Below are 22,614 nucleotides of genomic sequence, written 5' to 3'. Positions count from 1 at the left end.
ACCGGCAGGAGCCCGCCATGAGCGACGACCTCAAACCGCCCACCCTTGTCACCTGGCAGCGGCTGTTCGACGACAAGGCCTACTGGCAGCAATCTCCCGACGCGCATTACAGCGAATTGTTGCGCATCGCCGACGATCTGCTGGGGCAGGGCGCCATCGACCTCGATCAATGGCAGATCCTCAAGACCAAGGCCGATCAATCCCACAAAGACTCGCCCGCCGTGAACGTCGCCCACGAAGTCGACGATCCCGAAGCCTGAGGAAAACCCCATGAATCCGAAACCGACCACCCCCTCGGAAAACCCTGACGAACCCCGGCCACCAGGCGAAGTCGAGCGCGACAACGACGCCCTGCGCCCCACCGACCCGACCCGGCGCAAGGAAAGCGGCAAGGGCACAGACAGCGGCGAATCCACCGCGCAAGAAACTGCGAACACTCCCTGAGTAGCGTCTATGCAGGCGAAAAATGAAAGATCTGAACGTAGAACAGAGCGTTGTGGTGATCGACACCGATAGGTTTGAAAGTGACCCGCTAGCACCAAGTCGATCATTACTTGTACATATTGATTATTTTTGTGCAGATGGTTGTATAAGAACAATCAATTTTAATGGTCGAACTGGGGAGTTTGTGAAGTTTGTAGACGTTGTGTAAGCAACGCCCTACAAAGTATTGTGTGTATAAAATTTCATGTTTATACATGAGGACATATCAGCCAATTTCTATTAAAATCCTTCCCGTTCGCCCGGTGTCAGGGCTCTTTACCGGTGCATGGATTGCCAGGCCATTACACTGGGCGAACACCTCCTCTGGAACGCAATGTTTAAAAGTTTCGGACATAAAAAATGGGCGACCTTGAAGTCGCCCATTTTTATTGGCTGGGTTAAAAGGGGGGCATTGGACACCCCACCAGAGGGTTGTCATGGCGTTTGTAGCCTGAGTCCATTTCAACCCGAAATTGTATCCATTACCGGAGTGCTGGCCTGGAGCTGCTGCCGGTAGTTGACTGCACGCTGTAGCACTCGGCTCAAGGCCTGAAAATTTGCCGGTTTGGTCAAAATATCATTGGCACCGGCGGCCCTGAAACGTTCTATCTCGCTCGAAAAAGCACTCGCGGTGAAAGCAACGATGTAGCAAATATCGCCCAGTGGTAGTTTGCGGATTTTACGGATGGCCTCCAGCCCATCCATGACAGGCATGTTGATATCCATAAAAATGATATCTGGAGTCGAAGTCATACACTTATTTACCGCCTCCAGGCCATCTGACGCAAGGTCGGGTGTATAACCCAGCTCTTGTAACATCGCCATGGCAACTTTCTGACTCACGGGATGGTTTTCTACCAGCAGGATATCGAGCGGGTAATCCTCGGCAAAAGATGAGTCGAAACCAATCGATGCATGGTCGTCCCGGATGGGTAGTTCCGAGACTGAAAAAAGCTCCATGGGGAGTGAGAAGGAGAACGTCGATCCGACGCCAGACTGACTGGTAAAGGATAAAGTCCCCTGCTGCGCCTCGACCAGATTTTTGCAGATGGAAAGACCGAGCCCACTCCCGGTAAAGCGTTGACTGGCCAGTCCTTTAAACTGAGTAAAGGGCTTGAACAGGCTGTCTTGCCGTTCGATGGGGATACCTATGCCGGTATCGCGTATGGAGAATTCGAGTCGGGCTCGCGTGCCGTAACCGCTAGTCGTGACCATGAGCGATACTTTTCCGGCTTCGGTGAATTTAACCGCATTGCCCAGCAAGTTGATCAATATCTGGCGAAGGCAATTGGTATCGGTTTTGACCAAACGAGGTACGTCTGGTGAGACTTGGACCTCAAGTACTATTGGCTTGTCCTGAATGTTTTGCCGGATCATTTCAATACTGGATGAAACCAGAGCTCTTATTTCGAAGACACGAGGCTTCAATTCAAGTTTGCCTGCTTCGATTTTTGCAAGGTCGAGAATGTTGTCGATAAGAGACAGCAGGGCTCGTCCGCTTGTATTAATCGTTTTTAGCAGACTGCTTTGCTCAGGGTTCAGGGCGGACCTCGCCAGCAACTCGGTCGCGCCGATAACACCGTACATGGGCGTGCGGATTTCATGACTCATGGTAGCCAAAAATCTGGTTTTTGAACGATCAGCGTCCTCGGCGGCATTTTTTGCCTTATTCAATACTTCTTCGTTTATTTGCAGTTGCTGGAGATGAGCGCGCATGCGAAAAAGGCTGAAGACGAGAAATACCAGAATGGCCAGGATGATATGGTGCAGGGAGTCTTGATTAAGTTGCTGGTAGTAATCCGCCAACGTCATCTCCGCACCCGCGATATAAATCGTACCGTCCTGCGATTTCATCGGGACGAAGACAGCGCGAAAATTTCCCCAGTGATCCGAGTAGTCGATCCAGGTGGGGTCGGTGCGTTCAAAACTGTCGAGCAAAGCCTGACTGGCATCCGGGTAGGGATCGAAAAAGCGTACGAAATTCTTCTCCAGGATCTCTTTTTCCGATGCGCTGGAGCTGACTAGATAGGCCTTGCCCGAGCGTTTGACCACGCTGTAGACAAAGGCAGTACCCATGGAGTCGTTAAACCGGGAGAGCCGCTGGATGGCATTCCAGTCTTCTGCTTCGGATTTGGACTGTTTGTCGATCAGATTGTCATGGTAGCGGTCGCCAAGGATGGCCGAAGCGCCCAACGCGGCATGCAGCAGCTTGTTATTAATATTCTCCGTGAGGATTCCTTGAGTCTCGACGTAGAGATAGTAGATATAGCCACTGACACCTACGGTGTAGACCAAGAGAAAAATCCATGTTTTCCGTTTGAGTTTGAACATAAATCACAGCCTCCATACTGTAGGCCCAAGCATAATTTGAAGAGGGGCTGAAAACCATTGTTTTGTTTTTTGCTGCTTTTCAGGTGAGGCGGTGAGGTGTTACTTGACCGAATAGCCAGTTTTTTTGTTTTTTGTGTTCACGGTGCTGAGTCGGTTTTTTGGATTGATCAGAAGTTTAAAGACAGTTTTTAACAAACTCTTGCGAAGTGCTGCGTGCATAAGTCTGGGAGGCAGTGTTTAAAAGTTACGGATATAAAAATGGGCGACCCTACCTGGGGCGTCTATTTTTATTGATGATTTAAAGTTGCGCTCGCAACCGCCGTCCGACCACATCCAGCAAATCGCAGCCATCGCGCAACGGGATGGCCAACACCCGCGCAAACTCTTGCAACAGCGCAGCATCACCAATCGCTTCGCCCAAGGAAAGCGTTTCCAACAGTTGAGTGACGCTGCGAATGCGATACGTCGCCGTGTCGTGCAACACGTCGACAGGCGCTTCGGTGTCGATCAGCAGGGAAGGGATCGTACATCCGTGGGATGGCGATGTCGCCGTAACGGGCGCCGGCCCAGGCGGAGGGCACGCGCAGCCAGCAGCTGGTCTTGTCGTTGGCCGCACCGATGCGGTCCCAGTGGAACTGCACTTTGACGCGGCCGTATTGGTCGCAGTGGATCTCTTCACGCTTGGCCCGGTGACCACGGCGCTCTGGCTGCCGAGGATGCGTGGTTTGGGGTGGTTCAGCGGCGGGCGGTTGGGCACGTCCCAGGGGATGGCCTGGAAGCGGTTGCGGTAGCCCTGAGGAAAGGACCTGGAGATCGTTTTCCAGACCTTCGATAGTCAGGGCAAAGTGAGTCTGATTGACCGGCGCGAACATCCCTTGTTCCTCGTGCAGTGCAGCGGCGTTCGCGGCACCCGGGGGAGCTTGCGGACGCCAGAATTCTTGGAGGGCGCAAACAACATCGACCAGCAGAGCCGGCCGATGCTTGAAACGGTCGGCCAGACTTAGCCAGCGACCGGGGACCGCCAGTCATCGGAACCCGAAGTACCGGATACTTCGTGGGTCCAGGTGATTTTGCGGTAGGTGAATTGCACTTCTTCCAGGTGAGTGAAGTGCGAGTTCGACGGATCCTGGCAGTTGTGCATTTTGTTGTTGATGGCGACGATGGTCGCGCCTTCCAGTTTGGTGGTGTAGTAGTGCTCTTGGGTGCCTTGAGCCGAGGTGCGGTACCACTGAATAACGATTTCGCTCATGCGCTCGCCGGAGGTCAATGCCGCTTGCAGCAGTGGCGAAGACTTGTCGTATACCTTGGTGATCACGACTGGCTTGTGTACACGCTGACCGGTCGATTGGCCGGACTGTGGGTCACGCGGGAGGATCACGTCGTGGCTGAAAGCCTGAACCATGACCTGGTCTTCGTGACCTTCCTGGTAGGTGTTGCCAACGGAGTCGGCGGTGAACGCGCCGGCAGTGATCAGGCCTTGTTTCTCGCCGGTAACGGACATGTACGCTGGTGTAGCCATGGATGTGCTCCTTGCTAAAAGTCAGGGTGCCCGGGAGGCGGTATCGCCCGGTGGGTGCCTGACTGTTATCAAGGTTCGTGCCATAAATGATTAAAGCTATATAAATCAGGTGGTTGAGGCGATTTGTCCAGCGCCGAAAGGATTTTCGGCAAGGATCAGCTGAAAAGGTGCGCAAGAAGTTGCGCAGCACTGCGCAACTTCTTGCGCACTCGGCTGGAGGGCTTGATAAACCTGGCTTCCAGCGTCGCTGGGGAGCTTTTTATCGAAATAGTTGCGCAACTTCTTGCGCATCAAGGCCATGAGCCGTCACCCCCGACAATGGGCGCAACAAACAGCGCTGTCCGATGGTCAAACCCAGCGCCAAGATCACTGAACAATCCTGAAATCGACTGGAGAACGACATGAAAATCCTGATGGTTCTAACGTCCCACGATCAATTGGGTAACACCGGTAAGAAAACCGGCTTCTGGCTCGAAGAATTCGCCGCACCGTATTACACCTTCAAGGACGCTGGCGCGCAGCTGACCCTGGTTTCGCCCAAGGGCGGCCAGCCACCGCTGGACCCCAAGAGCGATGAGCCAGACGCGCAAACCGCGGCCACCGATCGCTTCCGCAAGGATTCCGCTGCCCAGTCCGCATTGGCGTCTACCGGGGTGCTGAGCACCGTGAGGGCCGAAGACTATGACGCTGTTTTCTATCCAGGCGGGCATGGCCCGTTGTGGGATCTGGCTGAAGACCCCTTTTCAATTGCGCTGATCGAATCGTTTTACAAGGCGGGCAAACCGGTGGCGGCGGTCTGTCATGCGCCGGGGGTGTTGCGCCACGTCAAGGATGCGGACGGCCAGCCATTGGTCAAAGGCAAGCGCGTGACAGGCTTCACCAACTCCGAAGAAGCCGCTGTGCAGCTGACGGATGTGGTGCCGTTTTTGGTGGAGGACATGCTCAAGGCCAACGGTGGTCTTTTCTCCAAGGCCGATGACTGGGCGAGTTACGTGATCGCGGATGGACTGTTGCTGACCGGTCAGAACCCAGCCTCGTCGGAAGCGACCGCCAAGGCGTTGTTGGCGAAGCTGGGGTAAGCCCAGATAGCCAGCGGGTCGAAAATTTTTATGTGGCGAGCGAGCTTGCTCGCGTTGGGCTGCGCAGCGGCCCCAAAATTCTGCGCACGAGCGGAGATTTTGTGAGTGCTACGCACTCAAGCGGGAGCAAGCTCCCTCGCCACAAAGTGTGTTTGACTGAAAGCTCTTTGGGTCAAGTCAGACTCGGTAATCCCAATGTCTTGCAGCACTCATCAATCGACCGCCGCTGCGTCTCGGCATACAACCCAAGTTCATCAATCGTCGATCTTCCCAAGGCTTTTTCGAACGCTTGCTGGTTCGAATGCACGCCATAGTGGGTTTGCGCCGCATCCCCCAGATTCGACTGAAAAATCCCCGCCGCACTGACCGGCAGAAAGTCTTCGTACACCAATGGTTCAACCCGCACATAGCCGCCTTTGAGCAAATCTTCCAGCGACGCGCCTTTCAGTTCATCCGCCGTCAGGCCTTTTTCCGTTACGAAGTAGCGAAAGTACGCCAGTTCCTGTTGGCGCATGTCCTCGACGGTGTCAGGGAATTCGCCGAAGTGCTGCGTCATTAGCGCGTTGTAGCGTGCGGCGTTGGCTTCATTGGGGAAGTCCTTCAGTTCATCCCGGGCAGCGTTGAGCAAGCGGTCGTAAAGCGTCCGGCCTTTGGGGGTGAGTGCCGCGCCGCGTTGCTCGATTTCACCGAAGCGGGCGCTATGGCTGCCACGGGTTTCGGTTTGATCGGTAAACGCAATCGGTTCGTCCAGCGCCTTGAAGCTGGTTTGCCGCAGCAGGATCGGGCATTGGCGGCGGGGCGGGCCTTCGATCACCGCTTTGGGGGTGATGCCATGGGCGGGCATTTGCGCCTGGACGATGTCGATGTCCAGGGTGCGTGGCGTCAGGTGGTTGATGTGCGGGCCCTTGAACGCCACCACGTCGGCGATCAGTCGATGCTGGGCGCTGAGTTGCTGGTATTGCGCGGCGGTGACGGTGGCGCTGTGGTGCCAGCGGAAGGTTTCCAGGGCTTGTGCGACAAAGTCCTGCGTCTCGTACTCAGTCAGGCCACCCTGGGTTTCAGCGCGTTCAATGAGGGTCAGTGCCGCCGGTGTGAAGATAGAGCGCTGGTCCAGCACCGACTGGGCAAAGGCCCGCAGTTCGGCGTCTTCGATCAGCTCCAGACGCAGCAGCGAGGTGAACACCCGGAACGGGCTGACCTGCAACGCCGCCTCATGCACGGCACGGAACGCGGTGGAATGCACCGGCACGCCCGCCGGGGTCAGGTCGTAATAGCCCACCGGCTGCATGCCCATCACCGCGAACAGGCGGGCGAGGGTCGCCAGTTCGGCGGCGGTGCCGACGCGGATTGCGCCATGACGCTCCAGGTCCAGCCGCTGGATTTCACCGGTACTGTGCAGCTGTCGGGCGATTTGTGGGTCGCTGTCCAGCACGTGGCGGTTGGTCTGTTCCACCAGCTCCATCAGCGCGCCGTATAGCGGCACTTCTTCGCGGTACATGTCGGACATCGCTTTGGAGAAGCGTTGGCGGATCAGGTCAGGGCTGACGAAGTTCGGATGGCTCATGAAAAGTTTCCTGGCGCAGTGACGTAACGGATGCCGGAAAAGATCGCAGCCTTCGGCGGCGCCGACAAACGAAGTTTCTGACGAACTTCATTCTGCCAAGGACTGTTCTTGCAGCGCAGGCTGTTCTTGCAACGTGTTATCGCAGCACTTGGTCCACCAATTCGATCCAGTGCCTGACCGGCGTTCGTCCGGCGCTGTTGAGGTGGCTCTGGCAGCCGATGTTGGCGGTGGCGATGACCTCGGGGTGATCGCTTTCCAGGGCGTTGAGTTTGTTGTCCCTGAGTTGCCGCGCCAGTTCCGGTTGGGTGATCGAATAGGTGCCGGCCGAGCCGCAACACAAATGACTGTCGGGCACCGCCGTGAGATTGAAGCCCAACCGGGTCAGCACGGCCTCTACCGCGCCGCCGAGTTTCTGCGCGTGCTGCAAGGTGCAGGGGCAGTGGAAGGCGATCCGCTGTTCGGTGGCTGCGCAAACCCGTTCCAAAGGTTCATCGGCCAGCACTTGCACCAGGTCCAGCGCCAGTTCGCTGACCCGCCGGGCCTTGGCCGCATAGACCGGATCGCGCTCCAGCAGATGCCCGTAATCCTTGATGAATGCGCCGCAGCCGCTCGCGGTTTGCACAATGGCTTCGGCGCCATTTTCCAGGTGCGGCCACCAGGCGTCGATATTGCGTCGGGCGCGGTCCAGGCCCATGGCTTGGGCGTCGAGGTGATAGTCCAGTGCGCCACAACAGCCGGCTTCCGGTGCCGGAATCACGCTGATCCCCAACCGATCCAGCACTCGCGCGGTTGCGGCATTGGTGTTCGGCGACAGACCAGGTTGCACGCAGCCTTCGAGCATCAGCACCCGGCGCGCATGCCGAGGGGCAGGGCGCTCGCCTGCGGCGGGAAGGTCGTGGGGCAACTTCGCCTCAACACCCCGTGGCAGCAACGGCCGGAATGTGGCGCCGATTTGCAGCAAGGTCTTGAACAGATTCGGGTTCGGCGCCAATGCCCGCAACCCTTGGCGCAACAGCCACTGACTGGCCGGGCGCGGCACCGCTTGATCGATCACGGCGCGGCCAATGTCCAGCAAGTTGTGATAATCCACCCCGGACGGGCAGGTGGTTTCGCAGTTGCGGCAGGTCAGGCAGCGATCCAGGTGCAACTGGGCTTTGGCCGTGGCGGGGGCGCCTTCGAGCACTTGCTTGATCAGGTAGATGCGCCCGCGCGGTCCGTCCAGTTCGTCGCCCAGCAGTTGGTAGGTCGGGCACGTGGCGTTGCAGAACCCGCAATGCACACAGGTGCGCAGAATCTTGTCCGCTTCTTCGGCGCGGGGCAGTAGTTTGGACTGTTCGCTGAGATTGGTTTGCATCGAGAGCGCCCCCTAGAGTTCCGCGTACATCCGGCCGGGGTTGAACAGCCCTTGCGGGTCCAGTTGCGCCTTGAGTTGCCGGTGATAGCGCAGCAGCGCCGGGGCCAGCGGCTGGAATGGTGTTTCGCTGACGCCATGGCTGAAACAGGTGGCGTGGCCGCCGAGTTCATGGGCCCGCAACTGAATGTTGTCGGCGGCGGACTTCAACCAGCGTTGCGCGCCGCCCCAGTCGATCAGTTGCTCACCGGGCAAGTCCAGAGGCCCGAGGTTGTTGGGCAATGACAAGCGCCACAGCGGCAGGCCCTCATTAAAAAAGTCTAGTCGTTGTTCGTTCAGGTCGGCCCAATAACCGGAATCCAACGGTTCGCCGCCAAGCCGTTGATGGGCGGCCGTGACCGAACCTTCGCCGCCTTCCAGCCGCAGATACAAACGCTGACCGTCATGGCAGGCGGCGCTGATGGGCAGCGGCTGCTGGCCCCATTGCGCCAGATTTTCCAAGGCGCGGGCGCAGTCGATGTCCAGGCTGATGCTCAAGCATTGCCGGGGTTTGGGCAGTACTTTGAGCGAGACTTCGGTCAGCACCCCGAGGCAGCCATAACTGCCCACCATCAGGCGCGAGAGGTCGTAGCCGGCGACGTTTTTCATTACTTCACCGCCGAAGCGCAGGTGGGTGCCGAGGCCGCTGATCACCCGGGTACCGAGGACAAAATCGCGCACCGAACCGGACCACGGGCGCCGCGGTCCGGACAGCCCCGCCGCGATCATCCCGCCAACAGTGGCGCCTTCGCCGAACGACGGCGGCTCGCAGGGCAGCATTTGCCCCTTTGCATCCAGTGCGGCAAACAATTCGCTCAGCGGCGTGCCGGCGCGAACGCTGATCACCAGTTCCGTCGGGTCGTAGCTGACGATGCCGCAATGGGCGCGGGTGTCGAGTATTTCGCCTGCAACCTCACGGCCAAGAAAGGCCTTGGTATTACCACCCTGAATGCGCAGCGGCGTGGCGTTCTCCCGCGCCTGTTTGACCTGCTCCAGCAGGGCTTCACTGGCATCGAAGTCCGGCATCAGAAACGCTCCAGCTCAGGGAACGGCAGTTGCCCGGCGTGGATGTGCATCGCACCGAATTCCGCGCAGCGGTGCAGCGTAGGGATGTTCTTGCCGGGGTTGAGCAGGCCCTTTGGGTCGAACGCGGCTTTGACGGCGTGAAACAGCGTTAACTCATCACTGTTGAACTGCGCACACATCTGATTGATTTTCTCCCGGCCGACGCCATGTTCGCCGGTGATGCTGCCGCCGACTTTCACGCACAGTTCGAGGATCTTGCCGCCGAGGGCTTCGGCCCGCTCCAGCTCGCCGGGCTGGTTGGCGTCGAACAGGATCAGCGGGTGCATGTTGCCGTCACCGGCGTGGAAAACGTTGGCCACGCGCAAGCCATATTCTTGCGCCAGGCTGGCGATGCCCTTGAGCACACCGGGCAATTCGCGGCGGGGGATGGTGCCGTCCATGCAGTAGTAATCCGGCGAGAGGCGGCCAATTGCCGGAAAGGCGTTCTTGCGCCCGGCCCAGAACCGCACGCGTTCGGCTTCGTCCCGAGCCTGGCGCACCTCGCTGGCGCCGGCCTGTTGCAGCACCTCGCGGACTCGTTCGCAATCGTCGTGGACATCGGCTTCGACACCGTCCAGTTCGCACAGCAGAATCGCTTCGGCGTCCACCGGGTAACCGGCGTGAATGAAATCCTCGGCGGCACGGATCGCCAGGTTGTCCATCATCTCCAGGCCTCCGGGGATGATCCCGGCGGCGATGATCTCGGCCACCGCGCGACCGGCCTTTTCCACGGAATCGAAACTCGCCAGCAGGACTTTGGCGACCTGGGGTTTGGGCAGCAGTTTGACCGTGACTTCGGTGATGATCCCCAGCAAGCCTTCGGAACCGGTGAACAGTGCCAGCAGGTCGAAGCCCGGCGCGTCCAGCGAATCGGCGCCGAGGGTCAGGTGTTCGCCTTCAAGGGTTAGCACGTCGAGTTTGAGTAGGTTGTGTACGGTCAGGCCGTACTTGAGGCAATGCACGCCACCAGCGTTCTCCGCGACGTTGCCGCCGATGGAACAGGCGATTTGCGAGGACGGGTCCGGCGCGTAATACAAACCGAAGGGCGCCGCCGCCTGGGAAATTGCCAGGTTACGCACCCCTGGCTGGACCCGAGCGGTGCGGGCGGCGGGGTCGATGTGCAGAATGTTGTTGAACCGCACCATCACCAGTAGCACGCCTTTGTCCAATGGCAGCGCACCGCCGGACAACCCGGTGCCGGCCCCGCGCGCCACCACCGGCACGTTGCGGGCATGACAGAGCCTGAGCAGCGCCTGCACCTGTTCCAGCTGCCGGGGCAGGGCGACCAGCATCGGCGTGGTGCGATAGGCCGAGAGGCCGTCGCATTCGTAGGGTTTGAGTTCTTCTTCGCGCCAGAGAATGTCCAGGTCCGGCACCTCCTGCTGCAAGGCCTTGAGCAGCGCGGCTTTGTCTACATTCGGCAGAGCACCGTCGATGCGTTCGTCGTAAAGAATGTTCATCGAGCGAACCTCAATGGCGAGGGAACTTGCCCCAATGCCAGTCAGTTAAGGTGCGGACTGTGGGAGCGGGCTTGCTCGCGAAGGCAGTGTGTCAGTCGACATCAATGCTGGATGTGCCGCCGTCTTCGCGAGCAAGCCCGCTCCCACAGGGAATGTGATCAGGGCTTGCCACAGGGGATCTCACCAGTTTTTCCTTCCCAAAAACTCCCGGTACAACCGCGCCGTATTGGCCGGTTGCTCAACCATCGGCATATGGCCGACACCGTCCCAGATTTCCACCCGCAGATCGGCGATGCCCTTGCTCCAGACCGGTACGCTGCTGACATCGATCAAACGGTCCTTGCGCCCCCACAGAAGCAGCGCCGGGCATTTGATGTCGGGCAGTTTCGGCTCCATCGGCGGGCTGGCGTGAAAGTCCCTGAAAATTTCTTCCAGCTCGTCGCGCTGCTGTTCATAGCGTTGGGCGACGGCGTCCAGCACGATCCCCGGCACCCATGGCGGTGAGACCATGGTCATGGCGTAGAAATACTGGAACTCCTCCCGGGAATGAATCAGAAACGGGTTGTGCCCGCGGGCCAGGTGTCGCTCCATGTCACTGGGCTCCGGGGCGGTGACGCCGGCCGGGTCGAGCAGCGCCAGCGAGATAATGCGCTCCGGGTAATTGGCCGCCAGCCACGCCGCGATGTAGCCGCCCATGGAGTTGCCGATCACATGCACCTTTTCGACCCCACAGATATCGAGCAACTGGATCAACCGTTTGGCCTGGACCGGAATGTCATAGCCACCGCCGGCCTTGAAGCCGGTTTCGCCATGCCCGGCGAGGTCAGGAATAATCACCCGGTAGTCATCGACAAAGTGCCGGGCAAAGCGCAGCCAGATGTTCTTGTCGGCGCTGTAGCCGTGCAGCATCAGCACACTGCTGGAGGCTTCGTAAGGCCCGCCTTGCCAAGTCGAGACCGTCATTTCGGTGATTGGCACGACGATCTTGTGCAACCGGTACAGCCGGGCCTCCAGCGCCATGTTCAAGTCATAGAGCCAGTAACCGATGGTCGGGTAGCTCAACCAGCTCCAGGCCACGAAGACGGCGATAGTGACAACCAACAAAAGCATCAGGCTATTCCTTTGCAGTGATCAGGGCAGGTTGTTTATCGATCCCTCCCTTCATGTATAGACCAAACATTGGGCACTCAGCTCATGGCGAGGCCACGCTATTCAGACCGCCAACCGGTGATGGCTATTTGCCGTCGCCCTGATAGACTTCAAACACACTTTCAATCCCGTGTGTTGTCAGGCTCCGTTCAGTGGTACAGAGGCCGCTATGGAAAAAAAGGGAGGAAAGGGACTTTCACTGGCCAGGAGGCTTTATGGGTCGCGAATCCTGGGGCTGGCCCTTGGATTATTGTGCGTCGGCGCAGGGATGTATCCACTCGACCCGGCGCCTTGGGTGTGGGTGGTGATGCTGCTCAACGGGCTGCTCTGGCCGCATGTGGCCTATCAATGGGCGCGCCGGGCGAAAATTCCTTACCACGCCGAGCACCGCAATATCCTGGTAGACGCGTTTCTCGGCGGTTTCTGGGTGGCCGCCATGCAGTTCAATCCGCTGCCCAGCGCGGCAACGCTGTCGATGATGGCGATGCACAACGTGGCCATCGGCGGTTTGCGTTTTCTGTTGATGGGCGCCATCGCGCAGATGCTCGGGATCGGTGTCGGGCTGCTGGTGTTCCTGCCGGCCTTTGTCCCGCAAACCAGTCCGTTTCAGCTGTACGCCTGCTTGCCTTTGCTGTCGATTTATCCGATGTCCCTGGGCTGGATCTGCTTCCGTCAGGCCTACACCCTCGGCCAACACAAGCGCGAGTTATTGGCCCTGAGTCGCACCGACAGCCTGACGGGCCTGCTGAATCACGGCGCCTGGAAAGATCAGCTGGAAATCGAGTTTCAGCGTTGCCAACGCCAGCAGCAGGGCGGGGCGATTGCGCTGATCGACATCGACCATTTCAAAATCATCAACGACACCTACGGCCATGTCGCCGGAGACATTGTCCTGCGTCAGCTGAGCAAAATGCTCAAGCAGAACCTGCGGGCAGCGGATGTCGCCGGGCGCTATGGCGGCGACGAATTCTGCGTGCTGTTGCCGGACCTGCCGCTGGACCGCGCCGCCGTGGCGATGGATGCGCTGCGTGATCGTTTCGCCACGTTGGGTTACGAGCAGAACCCGGCGCTGAAAGTCAGTTTGAGCATAGGCCTGGCAGCCTTCAACCCGGCCCACGACGACGCGACCCTGTGGCTCAACGACGCCGACCGGGCGCTCTACGAAGCCAAGACCACCGGCCGCAACCGCGTCATCTGCCACAGCGATGGTAAACCGCATAAAGCGTTGTTCAATTCGGTCTGACCGATCACCACAAATCCCTTGTGGGAGCGGGCTTATGTGGCGAGGGGGCTTGCCCCCGTTGGGGAGCGAAGCGCCCCTAAAACCAGTCACCGCAATCTTGAATTAGACAGCGGTGACTGGTTTTACGACTGCTTCGCAGTCGAACGGGGGCAAGCCCCCTCGCCACAAAAGCCGCTCCCACAGGGGATGTATGGTCATTCAGGTTTGTATGTGTCGCATCCGGTGTAGAGCCTTGCGTTGTAGTCAGGTAGGGTATTTTTGACTCCCGACACGAAACAAGGATCGATTCATGACGTTCAAACGCTCTCGCTCCCTCCTGGCCACCAGTCTTGGCCTGACCCTCGCCCTCGGTGCTTTCTCCCCCATAACCTTCGCCGAACCCCATAAACAAGTCCTCGCCGATGCCGAACAGTACAAGGGTGAAGCCCTGAAACTGCTGGAACGCTTGGTGAACATCGACTCCGGCTCCGGTTATGAGCCGGGCCTGACCCAGGTGAGTGACATCGCCATCGAAGAGTTGAAGAAACTCGGTGCCACCATCGAACTCGTGCCCAACACTCCGGACAAGAGCAACCATGTGCTGGCCACGCTCAAGGGCACCGGCAAGGCGAAAATCCTGCTGATGGCGCACATGGACACCGTGTTCAAGGAAGGCTCGGCCGCCGCGCGCCCGTTCCAGATCAAGGAAGGCCGCGCTTACGGGCCGGGTGTGATGGACGACAAGGGCGGCATCGTCGCCGGGATCTATGCGCTGAAAGTCCTGAAAAACCTCGATTTCAAGGATTACGCGCAAATCACCTTCCTGCTCGACGCCAGCGAAGAAACCGGCTCGGACGTCGCCACCGACCTGATCAAGAAAACCGCCAAGGCCCACGACGTGACCCTCAACCTCGAACCGGGTCGCCCGGCCGATGGTTTGGTGGTGTGGCGCAAAGGCAGCGCCACCGCCTTGGTCGAGGTCAAAGGCAAGGCGTCTCACGCCGGCGTCGCGCCGGAACTGGGGCGTAATGCGGCCATGGAAGCCGCGCACCAGATTCTGCAACTCGGCAAACTGGGGGACGCGCAGAAGAAAACCACCATCAACTTCACCGTGCTGAACGCTGGCGACCGCACCAACGTGATTCCGGATCAGGCCACGGCCAAGGCTGACGTGCGGGCAGCGGTGCCGGAAGAGTTCGACCGGATCGAAAAGGACCTGGCACGGGTTTCCAAGGACAAACTGATTCCCGAGACTGAAGTCACCACCACCCTTAAACGCGGCTTGCCGCCGATGCCGCAAACGGCGGAGTCGGATCGCTTGATGGCCATGGCCCAAGGGATTTACGGCGAGATCGGCCGCAAGCTGACGGAAGAAGGCAGCGGCGGGGCGGCGGATGCCAGTCTCTCGGCCGGGGTGGGTACACCGACGCTGGACGGGTTCGGGATTGTCGGCGGGAATATCCATACGCCCGAGGAATACGCCGAGGTCGAGAGCGTGGCGCCGAGGATTTATCTGTTGTCGCGGATGATTATGGAATTGACCAAGAAATAGGCCATACAGCCTCCAGACTTCGGGCGCAGCTCTCTGTGACGAGGGGGCTTGCCCCCGTTGGGACGCGTAGCGGCCCCCTGCATTCTTTCAGACCACCGAGTCGACTGGATTTACGACTGCTGCGCAGCCGAACGGGGGCGAGCCCCCTCGCCACGGGGGGCGGCGGTGGTTCGGAGTAGGGAGGTTCAAGGTCGTGATTTAGCGGTGTCTCATCTGGCCTCTTCGCGAGCAAGCCCGCTCCCACATTTGATTGCTGGCGTACACAAATAATGTGTTCACAGAAAGTCCAGTGTGGGAGCGAGCCTGCTCGCGATGGCGTCATGTCGGTTCACACCATCATTTCAGCCGAACCCTCACTCCTTGACGCTCATGTATTCCTCCGCCCAACGAATGTAATCCTCAGGCTGCGTATAGGTGTGAGTCAGTTCAGTGGCGCTCAAGTCCGACGCCTGAGTGAAGAACTGCCGCTGTTCCCGCAGACTGTCGTAAGTGGCCTTGATCGCGGCGAAGTAGGCGCCATGGCCGTCGATGGTGACGCGCACGCCCAGTTCGGCGAGGCGTTTGTCGTCGCGCAGCAGCGGGTTGCCGTAGGTGACCAGCATCAGCGGCACACTCAGGTGCTCGGCGATTTGTTCGAGGTGGTCGAAGTCCCGCACGCCCACCATGCAAATCCCGTCGGCCCCGGCCTGCTGGTAATGCTGGGTGCGGCTGATGATTTCCTGAACCGGCAGGATCCCCGCGTTGGTGCGGGCGATGATCGCCATTTCCGAGTCGACCCGGGCTTCGAGCGCTGCGCGGATCTTGCCGACGCCTTCCGCGACCCCGATCAGGTCAGTGGACTTGCGGCCGAATTGTGCCGGCAACAGGGTGTCTTCGATGGTCAGGGCGGCCACGCCGGCGCGTTCGAGCTCGACGATGGTGCGCATGACGTTGAGCGCGTTGCCGTAGCCGTGGTCGGCGTCGGCAATCACCGGCAATTGGGCCACGCGGCCGATGCGGGTAGCCTGCTCGGCGAATTCGCTCAGGGTGATCAAGGCAAAGTCGGGGGCGCCCAACACCTGCAACGACGCGACCGAACCACCGAGGATCCCCACTTCAAAACCCAGGTCAGCGGCAATGCGTGCCGACATGGGATCGAAGACCGACGCGGTGTGATAGCAGGTGTGGGAAGCGAACAGTTGGCGGAAATTACGGCGCAAATCTTGATGTGAGAGCCTGGACATATGAGTTCCACCAATACAAAGGAATGGAAGGGCTTGAGCAAAAGTGTCAACGCCGAAGGAACAAAAGGCTATCACGTGGGCGGGTGAAGAATGATGACGAATTTGCCGGCCAAGGAATGCAAGATCAACAGATCGCAGTCTGCGGCAGCTCCTGCAGGATGTTCAACGATCGATGCGGGCGGGTAAAGAATGATGTAGGCGCTGCCGAAGACTGCGATCTTTTCCGATCACGCCGCCACCGCCTGCTGCTGTTGGTTGCGCAGCGGCACGGCGCGGACCGAGTTGCCTGGTTGCAATTGCAGGCGTTTGGCGGTGAGCCGGTCGACGATCAGGCTATTGCCGACCAGCCGCGCCTGGGCAGTGGTGATGCGGCAGTTTTCCAGGCGGCGGTTGTGGATCAGCCATACCGGCGCCTGGTCGTCGGGCGTGCCGATGGCCAGCTCCAAGCGTTGGCTGTCACGCACCGTGCGGATTCTCGATATGGGGGCTTCGATCACCGGGCCGGCGTCGAAGATGTCGATGTAACCCTTATGGGCAAACCCCTCGGTGGTGAGGATCTTCAGCGCCGGCTCCGTGTTCGGGTGCGGCTTGCCGATTACCGCTTGCGCCTGTTCGGTGAGCAGGCAGGTGTAGAGCGGCTGGCGTGGCATCAGTTCGGCGATAAAGGCTTTGCTGCCCAGCCCCGACAAGTGATCGGCATGGCTGAAATCCATCTTGAAAAAATGCCGGCCCAGGCTGTCCCAGAACGGTGAGCAGCCTTGTTCGTCGGCACTGCCGCGCAGTTCGGCAATGAGCTTGTCGCCGAACAGATGGGGGAACTCGGCAACGAACAGCAGGCGTCCCAGCGATAGCAATCGACCATTATTGCCGTGACGTTGATCGTGTCGCAGAAACAGCGAACAGATTTCCGATTGGCCGGTCATTTCGTTGTTCAGGAACAATGTGGGGATCTGGCGCTGAATACCCAGGTCCGGCGACGAGCTGACCGTGAGTCCGACCCGGTAGTTGTACCAGGGCTCCCGCAGGCCGACGGCTCCCGCCAGGGCACTGACGCCGACCACTTGTTGATCGTCGTCTTCAAGCACGAACAGGTAATCGGCGTCCGCACGCTCGACCTGTTCGGCAAAGGTGCGCTGAGACCAGCGCACTCGGTGGGCCAGGCGTTCCTCACTGGCCGGCAGGGTGGTGACCCCGGGGGCGGCCCGTTGCACCAGATCCAGCAAGGCGGGCAGGTCGGTGACTTGAACCGGGCGGACAATCATGATGCAGCTCCTTCTTCGCGCTTGTTCGGGCGCTGTCGTTGGGCACAGGGCCGGTGGCGGCTCACAGGGCGATCAACCGGATCGCACTGGCGTCGGTCACATTCAGGGCCGCGCACATCTCGGCGCTCAAGGCCACGGGTTGCCCGGCGCGATAGTCCAACTCGGCGACGATGGCGCGGTAATCCTTCAACGAATCGTTGCTCACCAAGTAGCTGCCGCGCGCATCGATGGCTGAGCCAGGGTGCACCGTGCCGGTCTGGCTTTGGGCGATGGAGCGAATGTTCGAGGTGCGTGCGTACAACGTCGGGCCACCGTCGAACAGGTCGATGTAGCTGTTGGTCTCGAAGCCTTCGCGTTCAAGAATGTCGAAGGCCTCCTGACCGTCGGGATGAATCCGACCGATACATGCCTGTGCCGCCGGGGGCAGCATCGGCACGTAGATCGGGTACTGTGGCATCAGTTCGGCGAGAAATGTCCGGCTCTGCAGACCGCAAAGCCGCTCGGCCTCGACGTACGGCAGGTCGAAGAAATGCTTGCCCAGCGCATCCCAGAACGGTGACTGACCCTTTTCGTCGCTGTAGCCAACGATTTCGGTGATCACCGCTTCGGCAAAGCGCGCCGTGTGTGCGGCGATGAACAGCAGCCGCGCCCGGGACAGCAATTCGGAAAACCGCGTGCGTTCCAGCGCTGTGTCGATATGGAAACCGCGCAGCAAAGTATGACCACTGAGGTCGTGGCACACCGACAGCGCCGGCACCCCATGCTCGATGTTCAGCTCCCGTGAGGCGCTGGTGAAATGACGGTTGCGCAAACTGTAGAACGGTTCGCTGAACCCTGCGGTGGCGAGGATTTCCGAGCAGCCGGCCAGACGGCGAGTCGTGAGATTTTCCAGCACGAAGAAATAATTCTCCGGGCCAGGCCCCTGGACGTCTTTCTCGAACGAAGCGCAAGAGTCGAGAATCTTCTCGCGCAGGCGTTCGGTGTCGTCCGGCAAGGACGTGACCCCCACCAGACTGTCGCGCGCCAGTTGCTGCAACTGGGGCAGGTCGGTTAACTCCACTGGGCGTAAGACCAGCATGGACATACTCCTGTATCAAAGGGTTCGGTGGTTTGCACCGAACCTGACTATCACTGTCGGTTTCCACGCGTTAAATCGGCTGTCGCCTGAATTCATGTCAGACGCTGCTCTTTTTCTTGTCAGCCATTGCTTGGGTCGGGTAGGACCGTGCTGGCACCCAGTTTGTTGAGGAAGAATAGATAGACCAGCCCCAGGGCAATCCAGATCAGGCCGAGTTTCTGTGCATCGACGCCCATGTTGTACATGATGGCCGCGACGATGATGAAGCCGATTACCGGGCAGAGCAGGTGACGAATCACCTGGCCGGACTTCTGCCGACGCCAGTAATAGTTGATTACGGTCAGGTGCAGCAACATAAAGCCGCTCAGGGCGCCGAAGTTCACCAGGGAGGTGAGGGTGTCCACCGAGTTGATGAACAGGTAGCAGATCACCAGCGACAGCGCTGCCACCAGATAAATGCTTACATACGGCGTGTTGTGTTTTGGATGCACCTTGGCCAGCACTTTTGGCAGTTTGCCGTCCCGCGCCATACCGAACAGCAGGCGCGAAACCGCCGCTTGCGAGGTAATTGCAACTGCCACGCCCCAGGCCAGGGCGGTGGCCACGGCGGTCAGGGTTGCCAGCCAGCTGCCGGCGGCGATTTCGGCGATTTCATAGAACGCAGTGTCGGCGGACTTGAAGCCCAGGCCGGCGGCCAGATCCGTGGCAATCCAGGTCTGCACGACGAAGATCACGCCCATCACCAGCAACGTGATCAGCGCTGCCTTGCCGACGCTGCGACCCGGGTCGCCCTTGATTTCTTCGGCGAGGGTGGAAATCGCATCGAAACCGAGGAACGACAGCACGGCAATCGACACCGCTTGCATCAGCAGGGCGAAGTTGAACGTCTCGGGGTTATACAGTGGCGCCAGAGTCAGCTCGCCGTTACCGCCGCCGTTGTGCAGCGCGTTCCAGGCATAGAACAGGAAGATCCCCAGCACCACCAGTTGCGCCAGTAGAAAGATAATGTTCATCCGTGCGGTGAAGGTAATGCCCCGCAGGTTGACGAAGGTGGCGCTGACCAGAAAGGCCAGGATGAAGCCGACTTTCGGGATGTCCGGGTACAAATGATTCAGCGCCATCGCCGCATAGACGTAGAGCAGTGGCGGAATCAGCAAATAATCGAGCAGCATCAGCCAACCGGCGATAAACCCGACATGCGGGTTGAGGCCGCGTTGTGCGTAGGAATATACGGAGCCCGCAATCGGAAAGGCCCGGGCCATGCTGCCGTAACTGAGGGCGGTGAACAGCATCGCCACCATGCCGATGATGTAGGCCAGCGGCACCATCCCCGGGGCTTCGGCGTTGACGTAACCATAAACGCCGAATGGGGCGATGGGGATCATGAAGATCATCCCGTACACCACCAGGTCCGTCAGTGACAGGCTGCGTTTCAACTCTTGCTTGTAGCCGAATTCTTCAATTTCCATGAAGCCCTTCTCCTTGATATGAAAGCAGCTGCACGCTGCGAGTTTGAAGCTGTTGCTCTACAGCAGTGGCGCCAGATAGTCGGTCCAGCGACCGATGTTTTCGGACGTGCGCAGCAGATCGTTGCGTACCTCGATCAACACCGACTCAAGCCCGCGTGCATCGCCGTGAACCGGCACGGTCATGTCACCCCGCGGATCGACTTTGTACGGCTGATTACCCGCGACTTTCAAAGGGTGCCGACTCAACCCGTCGATCACTCGCTGCGCGTATTCCCCGGCCTGTCCGTACAACACGCCGACTTCCAGCACTCGTGGCTGGCCGTAATATATCGGCGTGAAACTGTGAATCCCCACCACGCGAACCGGCCGACCTTGCGCCACACGGGTGTCGATCAAGGTTTTCAGGCGTGTATGAAATGGCTCGAACAGGCAGTGGCGGCGATAGTCGCGGGTGGCCTCGTCCAGATCCCGATTGCCCGGCACCTGATAAATCTCGCTTTGCAACGCAATGCTGTCCGGCGCATGGCGCGGGCGATTGAGGTCGATCAATAGCCGTGAATAGTTGGCCGCCAACAGAGTGGCGCCCAGTGCTTCGGACAAGCCCTCGGCCAGCGCCAGGGCGCCGATGTCCCAAGCGATGTGTTCGCGGGCGGCTTCGTGGCTCAAGCCCAGGTCATTCAACCCGGCCGGGATAAAACGACTGGCGTGTTCACACACCAGAATCAGCGGGTGCTCGGAGGCTTCCCGGCTCAGGGTGTAGGCAGGCTGGGTGTAGAGCCCCAGTTCGGCGGACTCAATACAGGCGCGCATAGTGCTCACAAAGATCGGCGGGCGAGAGCTGGTCCGTGAGCCTCAGTTCTTCGGTTTTAAGGGCAAACCAGGTGTCCAGCAAGACGCTCGGCAGGGCTTCGATCAGCGCCTCGCTGTTGCGCAGGCATTCCAGGGCCTGGGGCAGGGACGCCGGCAGGGCGACGATACCGCGGGCCTGGCGTTGCTCTTCGTTCAGGGAATCAGGGACTTCATCGGTAATCGCGTTGAGGGCCAGACGCTGCTCGATGCCCAGGCGCCCGGCGATCAGCAACGCGGCCATGGCCAGATGCGGCGAGGCGGTGGCGTCCATGGCGCGAAATTCCAGGTTGTACTGCGCCGCCACGGCTTTGCCGCCCAGGCTCACGGTCGGGCAAATCCGCAGTGCCGCTTCGCGGTTGCGTTGGCCGAGGCAGGCGTAGGAAGCACTCCAGTGATGGGGCTGCAAACGTTCGTAGGAAACCGGTGTCGGCGCGGTAAAGGCACAGAGCGCCGGCAAATAATGCAGAACGCCGGCGGCCCAATGCTGGCCGAGGGTCGACAGGCCGTTGGTGGTGCCCGCGTCGTACATCACCGGGTGGCCGGCCAGATCCTGCAGGCTCACGTGTAAATGCACGCCATTGCACACCGCCTGCTCGGAGGTCTTGGGGGCGAAACTCAGGTCCAGGCCCATTTGCCGAGCAATCTCACGAGTGATCTCGCGCACGTTCACCGCGCGGTCGGCGGCGGCGACGCCAAGGGCCGGGCGGCAAGTGATTTCGTATTGGTGCTTGCCGTATTCCGGCAGGAACATCTCTGGTTCCACACCGCCGGCACGCAGTGCGCTGAGCAACCAGCCGCCGAACTCGGCGCCCTGGCGCTGCGCCTCAAGAGAGAACGCCAGATGCTCAGCCGCGCCGCTGCCAAGGTTGAATTCATGTTCGAACGCGGCGTTGATCTGCAGTCCCAATTCGTCGCGATAACGCTCTACCTCGTTGCGCAACAGCGTGCGCGGACAGGCGCCCCACGGGCGGCCATCGGTTTCACGAATATCTCCATGAATGAAGTCCAGCGCCGGAGCATTGGCGTCCGGGCCGTTGTTGACGGTCACGCGGCTGCTCAAGTCGGGGATCAGCCGCAAGTCTCCATAAGCGCCCCATGGATTGCTGGAGGCGATGATGTCTTGCGGGGTCAGGGCGCTGTTGGCCGGCACCCAGCCGCAGCCCGCCACTTGATAGGCATCGAGTTCGTCGGTGGGAAAGGAACGGCCGCGCGTCACGCCGATCAGGTCGGTGGTGACGATCGTGGTCATCGGCAGTGGTGACAGGCGTGCGCTCATGGCTGCATCTCCTGTAACCGGCGGAGCACGGTTTGGGTATCGGTGATCCAGCAGTAGCCTTTGATGGCATTCAGGCAGGCGTGATGCCGTTGTTCGGTGTAGGTGGCGCAGGCATCTTCGACCAGCGTCACCAGATAGCCGCGGTCGGCGGCATCGCGCACGGCCATGTCTACGCACTGATCGGTGACAATGCCGGCGATGATCAGGTGCCGGGTTTCAAGGTTGCGCAGCACGTAGTCGATGTTGGTGGAGTTGAAGACCCCGGAAGAGGTCTTGGGCAGCACGATTTCGTTTTCGATCGGCGTCAGGTCATCGATGATTCGTGCTTGCAGGCTGCCTTTGGGCAGGTGCATGTCCGAGAGTTTGTGATCCAGCGAACGATCGCGACCATCGGCGGTGAGACTTTCGATGAGCGTGTGCAGCACGTTTTGTCGCGCATTACGAAAGGCACTGAGCAGTCGGCGTTGATTGGGCACCACTTGCATGTGGGCGCGGGTCAGAAAGTATTCGGCATCCGGCCTGTTGAGGTGCGGGTCGAACTGCGGTTCGAGCCAGGCACGCTGCATGTCCACCAGCAACAGCGCGGTGTGGTCGGCGGCAAACGGCAAGTCCCGGGGCGAGTGGTGGGGGAGCGTGAACATCC

General features: G+C 59.7%; 21 protein-coding genes and 1 pseudogene. 5 read left to right on the top strand and 17 right to left on the bottom strand.

Translation table 11 applies throughout. The annotated features are described in order from the left end of the window. Positions 1–17 precede the first annotated feature (17 nt). Entirely contained in the window at positions 18–260 is a 243-nt protein-coding gene (locus BK662_RS01760; RefSeq protein WP_123356212.1) for a hypothetical protein, read from the top strand. 10 nt (positions 261–270) lie between these two features. After that, positions 271–444, top strand: coding sequence for a hypothetical protein (locus BK662_RS34705; RefSeq protein WP_176466896.1), 174 nt, complete (start codon positions 271–273; stop codon positions 442–444). Positions 445–945: 501 nt separating this feature from the next. On the opposite strand, the gene BK662_RS01755 is transcribed toward BK662_RS34705, so the two are convergent. From BK662_RS01755 to BK662_RS01735, 5 genes and pseudogenes are all read right to left on the bottom strand, one after another. Next, a complete protein-coding gene (locus BK662_RS01755; protein WP_123356210.1) occupies positions 946–2,814 on the bottom strand; it encodes an ATP-binding protein in 1,869 nt (622 codons plus the stop codon). 298 nt (positions 2,815–3,112) lie between these two features. Further along, positions 3,113–3,337, bottom strand: coding sequence for a hypothetical protein (locus BK662_RS01750; protein WP_123356260.1), 225 nt, complete (start codon positions 3,335–3,337; stop codon positions 3,113–3,115). Between the two features lie 4 nt (positions 3,338–3,341). After that, positions 3,342–3,616, bottom strand: a pseudogene (locus tag BK662_RS01745) (type VI secretion system tip protein VgrG); the annotation flags it as partial. A gap of 198 nt (positions 3,617–3,814) precedes the next feature. Then, entirely contained in the window at positions 3,815–4,333 is a 519-nt protein-coding gene (locus tag BK662_RS01740; RefSeq protein ID WP_123356209.1) for an Hcp family type VI secretion system effector, read from the bottom strand. 105 nt (positions 4,334–4,438) lie between these two features. Beyond that, on the bottom strand, positions 4,439–4,633 hold the full coding sequence (locus BK662_RS01735; RefSeq protein WP_123356207.1) for a hypothetical protein: 195 nt from the start codon (positions 4,631–4,633) through the stop codon (positions 4,439–4,441). Between the two features lie 101 nt (positions 4,634–4,734). Here BK662_RS01735 and BK662_RS01730 point away from each other — a divergent pair, with 101 nt between their 5' ends. Continuing rightward, on the top strand, positions 4,735–5,412 hold the full coding sequence (locus tag BK662_RS01730; RefSeq protein WP_123356205.1) for a type 1 glutamine amidotransferase domain-containing protein: 678 nt from the start codon (positions 4,735–4,737) through the stop codon (positions 5,410–5,412). Between the two features lie 172 nt (positions 5,413–5,584). Here the strand turns inward: BK662_RS01730 and hglS are convergent, their stop codons facing one another. The 5 genes from hglS to BK662_RS01705 form a co-directional block, all read right to left on the bottom strand. Then, entirely contained in the window at positions 5,585–6,976 is a 1,392-nt protein-coding gene (hglS, locus tag BK662_RS01725) for a 2-oxoadipate dioxygenase/decarboxylase HglS (RefSeq protein ID WP_123356203.1), read from the bottom strand. A gap of 136 nt (positions 6,977–7,112) precedes the next feature. Further along, positions 7,113–8,330, bottom strand: a complete 1,218-nt coding sequence (gene glcF / locus BK662_RS01720; RefSeq protein ID WP_123356201.1) for a glycolate oxidase subunit GlcF — start codon at positions 8,328–8,330, stop codon at positions 7,113–7,115. 12 nt (positions 8,331–8,342) lie between these two features. Continuing rightward, complete coding sequence (gene glcE, locus BK662_RS01715; RefSeq protein WP_123356199.1) at positions 8,343–9,392, bottom strand: glycolate oxidase subunit GlcE; 1,050 nt, start codon at positions 9,390–9,392, stop codon at positions 8,343–8,345. After that, positions 9,392–10,891, bottom strand: coding sequence for a glycolate oxidase subunit GlcD (gene glcD, locus BK662_RS01710; RefSeq protein ID WP_123356197.1), 1,500 nt, complete (start codon positions 10,889–10,891; stop codon positions 9,392–9,394). The genes glcE and glcD overlap by 1 nt, the downstream gene beginning before the upstream one ends. Positions 10,892–11,071: 180 nt before the next feature. Continuing rightward, positions 11,072–12,001: an alpha/beta fold hydrolase gene (locus tag BK662_RS01705; RefSeq protein WP_123356195.1), complete on the bottom strand. Its 930-nt coding sequence runs from the start codon at positions 11,999–12,001 to the stop codon at positions 11,072–11,074. Positions 12,002–12,209: 208 nt separating this feature from the next. Here BK662_RS01705 and BK662_RS01700 point away from each other — a divergent pair, with 208 nt between their 5' ends. After that, the gene (locus BK662_RS01700) at positions 12,210–13,283 is read left to right on the top strand and encodes a diguanylate cyclase (protein ID WP_123356193.1); all 1,074 of its coding nucleotides are present in this window, start codon (positions 12,210–12,212) and stop codon (positions 13,281–13,283) included. A gap of 289 nt (positions 13,284–13,572) precedes the next feature. Then, positions 13,573–14,814 carry a M20/M25/M40 family metallo-hydrolase gene (locus BK662_RS01695; protein WP_123356191.1) on the top strand — a complete coding sequence of 414 codons (1,242 nt, stop codon included), beginning with the start codon at positions 13,573–13,575 and terminating at the stop codon, positions 14,812–14,814. A 353-nt stretch (positions 14,815–15,167) separates the two neighbouring features. Here the strand turns inward: BK662_RS01695 and BK662_RS01690 are convergent, their stop codons facing one another. From BK662_RS01690 to BK662_RS01660, 7 genes are all read right to left on the bottom strand, one after another. Further along, positions 15,168–16,037: an oxaloacetate decarboxylase gene (locus BK662_RS01690; protein ID WP_123356189.1), complete on the bottom strand. Its 870-nt coding sequence runs from the start codon at positions 16,035–16,037 to the stop codon at positions 15,168–15,170. Positions 16,038–16,264: 227 nt separating this feature from the next. Next, complete coding sequence (locus BK662_RS01685; RefSeq protein WP_123356187.1) at positions 16,265–17,299, bottom strand: arginine N-succinyltransferase subunit beta; 1,035 nt, start codon at positions 17,297–17,299, stop codon at positions 16,265–16,267. Positions 17,300–17,360: 61 nt separating this feature from the next. Beyond that, positions 17,361–18,377, bottom strand: coding sequence for an arginine N-succinyltransferase (astA, locus tag BK662_RS01680; protein WP_123356185.1), 1,017 nt, complete (start codon positions 18,375–18,377; stop codon positions 17,361–17,363). A 119-nt stretch (positions 18,378–18,496) separates the two neighbouring features. Further along, the gene (locus BK662_RS01675) at positions 18,497–19,846 is read right to left on the bottom strand and encodes an APC family permease (RefSeq protein ID WP_123356183.1); all 1,350 of its coding nucleotides are present in this window, start codon (positions 19,844–19,846) and stop codon (positions 18,497–18,499) included. Between the two features lie 57 nt (positions 19,847–19,903). Beyond that, positions 19,904–20,656 (bottom strand): N-formylglutamate amidohydrolase, encoded by a 753-nt coding sequence (locus BK662_RS01670; protein ID WP_123356181.1) that lies wholly within the window; start codon positions 20,654–20,656, stop codon positions 19,904–19,906. Further along, positions 20,640–21,971: a type I glutamate--ammonia ligase gene (locus BK662_RS01665; protein WP_123356179.1), complete on the bottom strand. Its 1,332-nt coding sequence runs from the start codon at positions 21,969–21,971 to the stop codon at positions 20,640–20,642. Before BK662_RS01665 ends, BK662_RS01670 begins: the two co-directional genes overlap by 17 nt. Continuing rightward, positions 21,968–22,612 (bottom strand): cysteine hydrolase family protein, encoded by a 645-nt coding sequence (locus BK662_RS01660; protein WP_123356177.1) that lies wholly within the window; start codon positions 22,610–22,612, stop codon positions 21,968–21,970. The genes BK662_RS01665 and BK662_RS01660 overlap by 4 nt, the downstream gene beginning before the upstream one ends. Positions 22,613–22,614: the final 2 nt, after the last annotated feature.

Origin of the sequence: Pseudomonas frederiksbergensis, assembly GCF_003732275.1 — a bacterium.
Taxonomy (GTDB): Bacteria; Pseudomonadota; Gammaproteobacteria; order Pseudomonadales; family Pseudomonadaceae; genus Aquipseudomonas; species Aquipseudomonas frederiksbergensis_H.
Note: the sequence above shows the minus strand (reverse complement) of the source record. Positions and strands in the feature narration are given on the sequence as shown.

Coding starts and splice junctions, on each gene's coding strand:
- BK662_RS01735 (WP_123356207.1), bottom strand. CDS start 4,633: ATGGCCTTGATGCGCAAGAAGTTGCGCAACTATTTCGATAAAAAGCTC.
- astA (WP_123356185.1), bottom strand. CDS start 18,377: ATGCTGGTCTTACGCCCAGTGGAGTTAACCGACCTGCCCCAGTTGCAG.
- glcF (WP_123356201.1), bottom strand. CDS start 8,330: ATGCAAACCAATCTCAGCGAACAGTCCAAACTACTGCCCCGCGCCGAA.
- BK662_RS01690 (WP_123356189.1), bottom strand. CDS start 16,037: ATGTCCAGGCTCTCACATCAAGATTTGCGCCGTAATTTCCGCCAACTG.
- BK662_RS34705 (WP_176466896.1), top strand. CDS start 271: ATGAATCCGAAACCGACCACCCCCTCGGAAAACCCTGACGAACCCCGG.
- BK662_RS01695 (WP_123356191.1), top strand. CDS start 13,573: ATGACGTTCAAACGCTCTCGCTCCCTCCTGGCCACCAGTCTTGGCCTG.
- glcD (WP_123356197.1), bottom strand. CDS start 10,891: ATGAACATTCTTTACGACGAACGCATCGACGGTGCTCTGCCGAATGTA.
- BK662_RS01670 (WP_123356181.1), bottom strand. CDS start 20,656: ATGCGCGCCTGTATTGAGTCCGCCGAACTGGGGCTCTACACCCAGCCT.
- BK662_RS01730 (WP_123356205.1), top strand. CDS start 4,735: ATGAAAATCCTGATGGTTCTAACGTCCCACGATCAATTGGGTAACACC.
- BK662_RS01740 (WP_123356209.1), bottom strand. CDS start 4,333: ATGGCTACACCAGCGTACATGTCCGTTACCGGCGAGAAACAAGGCCTG.
- BK662_RS01665 (WP_123356179.1), bottom strand. CDS start 21,971: ATGAGCGCACGCCTGTCACCACTGCCGATGACCACGATCGTCACCACC.
- glcE (WP_123356199.1), bottom strand. CDS start 9,392: ATGCCGGACTTCGATGCCAGTGAAGCCCTGCTGGAGCAGGTCAAACAG.
- BK662_RS01705 (WP_123356195.1), bottom strand. CDS start 12,001: ATGCTTTTGTTGGTTGTCACTATCGCCGTCTTCGTGGCCTGGAGCTGG.
- BK662_RS01660 (WP_123356177.1), bottom strand. CDS start 22,612: ATGTTCACGCTCCCCCACCACTCGCCCCGGGACTTGCCGTTTGCCGCC.
- BK662_RS01760 (WP_123356212.1), top strand. CDS start 18: ATGAGCGACGACCTCAAACCGCCCACCCTTGTCACCTGGCAGCGGCTG.
- BK662_RS01675 (WP_123356183.1), bottom strand. CDS start 19,846: ATGGAAATTGAAGAATTCGGCTACAAGCAAGAGTTGAAACGCAGCCTG.
- BK662_RS01755 (WP_123356210.1), bottom strand. CDS start 2,814: ATGTTCAAACTCAAACGGAAAACATGGATTTTTCTCTTGGTCTACACC.
- BK662_RS01685 (WP_123356187.1), bottom strand. CDS start 17,299: ATGATTGTCCGCCCGGTTCAAGTCACCGACCTGCCCGCCTTGCTGGAT.
- BK662_RS01700 (WP_123356193.1), top strand. CDS start 12,210: ATGGAAAAAAAGGGAGGAAAGGGACTTTCACTGGCCAGGAGGCTTTAT.
- hglS (WP_123356203.1), bottom strand. CDS start 6,976: ATGAGCCATCCGAACTTCGTCAGCCCTGACCTGATCCGCCAACGCTTC.